The organism is Mesorhizobium sp. M1A.F.Ca.IN.022.07.1.1 (assembly GCF_003997575.1).
Lineage (GTDB): Bacteria > Pseudomonadota > Alphaproteobacteria > Rhizobiales > Rhizobiaceae > Mesorhizobium.
In genome coordinates this window covers 1-3,753 of the sequence record NZ_RZST01000460.1, presented here as the reverse complement: position 1 = coordinate 3,753, position 3,753 = coordinate 1, and the positions used below count along the sequence as shown (strand labels likewise).

Annotated in this window: 7 protein-coding genes; 3 read left to right on the top strand and 4 right to left on the bottom strand. The window is 58.3% G+C overall.

Annotation, left to right across the window (positions count from 1 at the left end; translation table 11 throughout):
- Both EOA75_RS30310 and EOA75_RS30305 read right to left on the bottom strand, forming a co-directional pair.
- Window positions 1–451 (bottom strand): trypsin-like peptidase domain-containing protein (locus EOA75_RS30310; protein ID WP_206517067.1); only part of this gene is annotated, 451 nt, incomplete at its 3' end.
- The gene (locus tag EOA75_RS30305) at window positions 448–828 is read right to left on the bottom strand and encodes a cytochrome c (RefSeq protein ID WP_245466784.1); all 381 of its coding nucleotides are present in this window, start codon (window positions 826–828) and stop codon (window positions 448–450) included. The genes EOA75_RS30305 and EOA75_RS30310, both read right to left, overlap by 4 nt.
- Window positions 829–1,074: 246 nt before the next feature.
- Here EOA75_RS30305 and EOA75_RS30300 point away from each other — a divergent pair, with 246 nt between their 5' ends.
- From EOA75_RS30300 to EOA75_RS35365, 3 genes are all read left to right on the top strand, one after another.
- Window positions 1,075–1,608, top strand: a complete 534-nt coding sequence (locus EOA75_RS30300) for a flavin reductase family protein (protein ID WP_127325869.1) — start codon at window positions 1,075–1,077, stop codon at window positions 1,606–1,608.
- 24 nt (window positions 1,609–1,632) lie between these two features.
- Window positions 1,633–2,139, top strand: coding sequence for a hypothetical protein (locus EOA75_RS35370; RefSeq protein ID WP_245466783.1), 507 nt, complete (start codon window positions 1,633–1,635; stop codon window positions 2,137–2,139).
- Between the two features lie 98 nt (window positions 2,140–2,237).
- Entirely contained in the window at window positions 2,238–2,414 is a 177-nt protein-coding gene (locus EOA75_RS35365; RefSeq protein ID WP_245466782.1) for a universal stress protein, read from the top strand.
- A 100-nt stretch (window positions 2,415–2,514) separates the two neighbouring features.
- Here EOA75_RS35365 and EOA75_RS30290 read toward each other — a convergent pair whose 3' ends face one another.
- On the bottom strand, window positions 2,515–3,165 hold the full coding sequence (locus tag EOA75_RS30290; RefSeq protein WP_127325868.1) for a BON domain-containing protein: 651 nt from the start codon (window positions 3,163–3,165) through the stop codon (window positions 2,515–2,517).
- Window positions 3,166–3,639: 474 nt separating this feature from the next.
- The coding region (locus EOA75_RS30285; RefSeq protein ID WP_164747675.1) for a transposase domain-containing protein at window positions 3,640–3,753 on the bottom strand (114 nt) is incomplete at its 5' end.

The window sequence follows — 3,753 nt, the reverse complement described above, 5'->3', positions numbered from 1 at the left end:
CAATATCGGTTGGTGGATCAGTGCCAACGATCTTGGCCGGAAACGAGCGGCGATCCAGCAAAGTCACTGTGATCTCATCGGCATTGTCCAGCAGGTGAGAGTTGGTCAGGACATAGCCCTCTTGGCCATCCACGATGACCCCCGATCCCGCCACCTGAAATGAGCGTTCCGAAAGCGAGGGCTGCTCGGGAAGGCCGAAGAACTTTCGCAAAAAAGGGTCCGACAAAAGCGGATCCGCGCTGCCGGTCATCTTTCCCTTGACACTAATGCTGACCACGCTTGGCACAACACGTTCCAGCATTGGAGCCAGCGATGGCAAATCATTGCCGAAAGGAGATGGATCAGCAGCCTTGGCGGCGGAGAATGTTGACAGAACAACGATCGCCGCCATGAACAGACGTGCACGCAATTGGTTCCAGTCTTTTCGGGCAGACGGTTGATCTGCCATCATCGATCAAGGCTCCCGATATAGGCGATGATGGCCGCGACCTGATCAGGGGTGGCCACGAACTCGGGCATGTCCGGGTGTCCTGTGGAGATCCCCTCGGCCAGCGCTTCTTGCAGATCCTCGATCGGATAGCGGCGGTGGAGGGAGCGGAATGGCGGAGCGTCGGGGTGGGCGCTTACGCCAGTCGGGCCAATTGCGTGGCAGCGCGCGCAGTTTGTTTCGACCAGCCTCCTGCCATAGGCAATCTGCGAATTGTCGCCGGCCCATGCAGGTAAGGCGAAGGCGACGGCAGCCGCAAAGGGCAGGATCTTGAATGCAGTTCGGCGTTTCATCGCCCTCGGATACACGGCGCCAATACGCTGAACCTTGATTTGGCTCAAATCGCGTACCGTTGCTATCTATGCCTACCGGGCGCGAAAACTGACTTCCAATCGCTGGAGCCGACGCCAATTTGGCCCGCAGGCAGCGGCCTCCCCCGACCCTGCTGTGATCAATCGGATCCAGTTGCAATGAAGGCTGGAGCAGTCACCGCCAAAAAGAGATCCTGTTCAACTTTGACCCTGATCAAGGCGAAGGGCAGCAGCAACAAGTCTAATATCAAGCATGGGTGCACAGCGAGGACGGGAATGAATGAACTACTGCTTGCCGAAGTCTATCGGCTCGTCGAACCTGGTCCCGTTGTCTTGCTGACAACAAGATCCGTCCAGGGCCGCGCGAACGTGATGGCCATGTCATGGCACATGATGGTGGAAATTGCGCCGCCAACGATCGCCTGCATCGTGTCGAACAACGACCTGTCGTTCTTCGCCTTGCGCCAGACAAAGGAGTGCGTGATTGCGGTACCCGCGGTGGGACTTGCGGATAAGGTCGTCAAGGTTGGCAACTGCTCTGGTCGGGATACGGACAAGTTCGCAATGGCTTGGCTGACGCCATTACCCGCCGAGAGGGTGTCGGCGCCACTGGTAGCAGAATGCTTCGCGAATCTCGAATGCCGTGTCGTCGATACGCGCATGGTCGGCAGATACGATCTGTTCGTGCTGGAAGTCCTCAAGGCCTGGATCGATCCTGCACAGACAAAACCAAAGACAATCCATCACATTGGAAACGGCGGCTTCGTGGTGGACGGCGAAGTGATCCATTTCGAATCTCGCGTGCCCTGATGAGCATCACTTTTATCCATTCTCTTGAACCTCGGCATCGACGGTCCGATCGAACCGCTTACGCGGGTCGGTATTGAACTTGCGAAACGCTTCGACGCCCGCTTGATTGGGTTTTGCGCAGCTGACGCTCCATTGCCGGTGACGATGGCACCCGAGGGTGCCGCCATTGCAGCCGAGCTTTGGGAACAATCGAGGGGTGAAATTCAGAAGAAGCTCAAAGATCTGCGCGGCGCGTTCGAGAAAACCGTCGCCGGAACGGTTAGGACGGATTGGCGTGGTGCGATCGAAAATCCGGATCATGCCCTGGCCAAAAGTGCGCGTCTCGCGGACCTCATCGTCACCGGCGCCTCTCAGGGCGCATCCACAGGGGATTCCTACTCCGCCGCAGATCCGGGCAGTTTGGTATTGCGCGCCGGCAGACCTGTCTTGGTCGCGGCTCATGGCACGGTGCATCTGCCGGCGGGCAAGGTCGTGGTGGCTTGGAAGGACACGCGTGAGCGAGGCGTGCCGTGGCAGACGCGGTGCCACTGATGGCCATCGCCAATGAAGTCTCATCCTAGCAGTCGACCGCAACCCGGATGATTGGATCAGAGACGGCGTCAAGGACGTGGCGAGCTTCCTGGACGGCCATGGCATCAAGGCGCGGACCGAAGAGCAACCGCCTCGTTGATTTCCTCGCCTCGGTCAATGCCGAGTTGATCGTATCCGGAGCGTACGGACACAGCCGCTTGCGGGAATGGGTGTTCGGCGGAGTTACCCGCTCCCTGCTCAACGAGGTCTGGCTCAACCGGCTGATGTCGAGTTGATACCAACCTAATTCCCTGACTGCTGCCGCAATAGATCGCACGCTTCGTGCGTGTCGCATGACTGCAACGGGCTTTCCGCTGGTCTGTCTTGGGCGGAAAGTCAACCGATGGTGATCCGGTCTTCCACCGCCCTCACGCCCGTCGCGGACCAGGCGGCACGCTCGGCAGCCCTGCGTTCCGACCAGGCATGCACCCGGCCTTCGAGCCGCACCGCGCCGTTTTCGAGGACGTTGACCTTGATCTCCTGCGCCTCGAGCTCCGCGTTGCGCTTCAGCGCATCCTCGATGCGCTTCTTGATGTCGTAGGTCGACGGCCGCGGTTTGATCTCGATATGGTTGGTGACGCCTACCACGCCTGAGAGATGACGAATAGCGTCTTCCGCCGCGGTCTTCTGATATTGCCATTCGACTTTGCCAGTGAGCTTGACCCACCCGTCCTGTACTTGAATCTGCACCGTGCCGCTTGGAATCGACGTGTTCCAGCTGATCGTGCTGACGGCACGCTTGGCTATCTCGTCATCGGCGGTCTTATGGCTGCCGAATGGACGCACTTCCATCTCCTGGGCGATAGCTTTGACGCCCTTGACGCTTCGTACAACCTCTTCGACCCTGAGCTTCTGGGCATAGGTCGGGACGTGTCCGCTCAGCGTAACGACGCCATTGTCGGCGGCCACGCCGATATCGGCGGAATCGATGCTGGGCTCAAAATCCAGCTCATCGATGATGTCTTGTCTCAATGTGCTATCACTCATTTTCCTCACCTCGCTGTCTCAGGGGCATGCTTGCAACACCATAAGTTTGATCCGTGCGTGGAGCGGTGACGTTGATCGCGGTCAAATACCAATCAGTTGCCTCGCAGCCAGGTTAGTCGGGCTGCCCGGTGTTTGCTGCTGATCAACGAATTTGATCGAAATCAAATCCCTTGCCGGCGCTCTCGGTCATTTGTTTCGGAATCAAGGCGCACAGGTAATTCCACTCAATGACCAACACCGTTGCGAGGCTCGTCGACGCGTGCAACTCCGCAAGAGAAAAGGGATCGGACTTTCCAACGATCTGGAAGGAGGTTCTGAAGGCTCATCCGTGCGTGCGCGGACTGCCAATTCAAGACAGCGGCGAGGGCGGCCCTGTATTAAAAATTCCTCTCATCACCGGTCAGTTTCTCGTGTTCCTGGGGTCGCATTTCTCTCTTTGCTAGCCTGAGCCCTTTTTGGCAGTAAGCGGTGTTCTCAGGCCACGGCCTTGAGCTCGAGCTTGTTGATGTAGACCCAAGGCAGGAGATCGTCGATCTGGCTGTTGGGGTGGCCGTTGACGATCCTGGTGAGGACATCGGCGAGATAGCC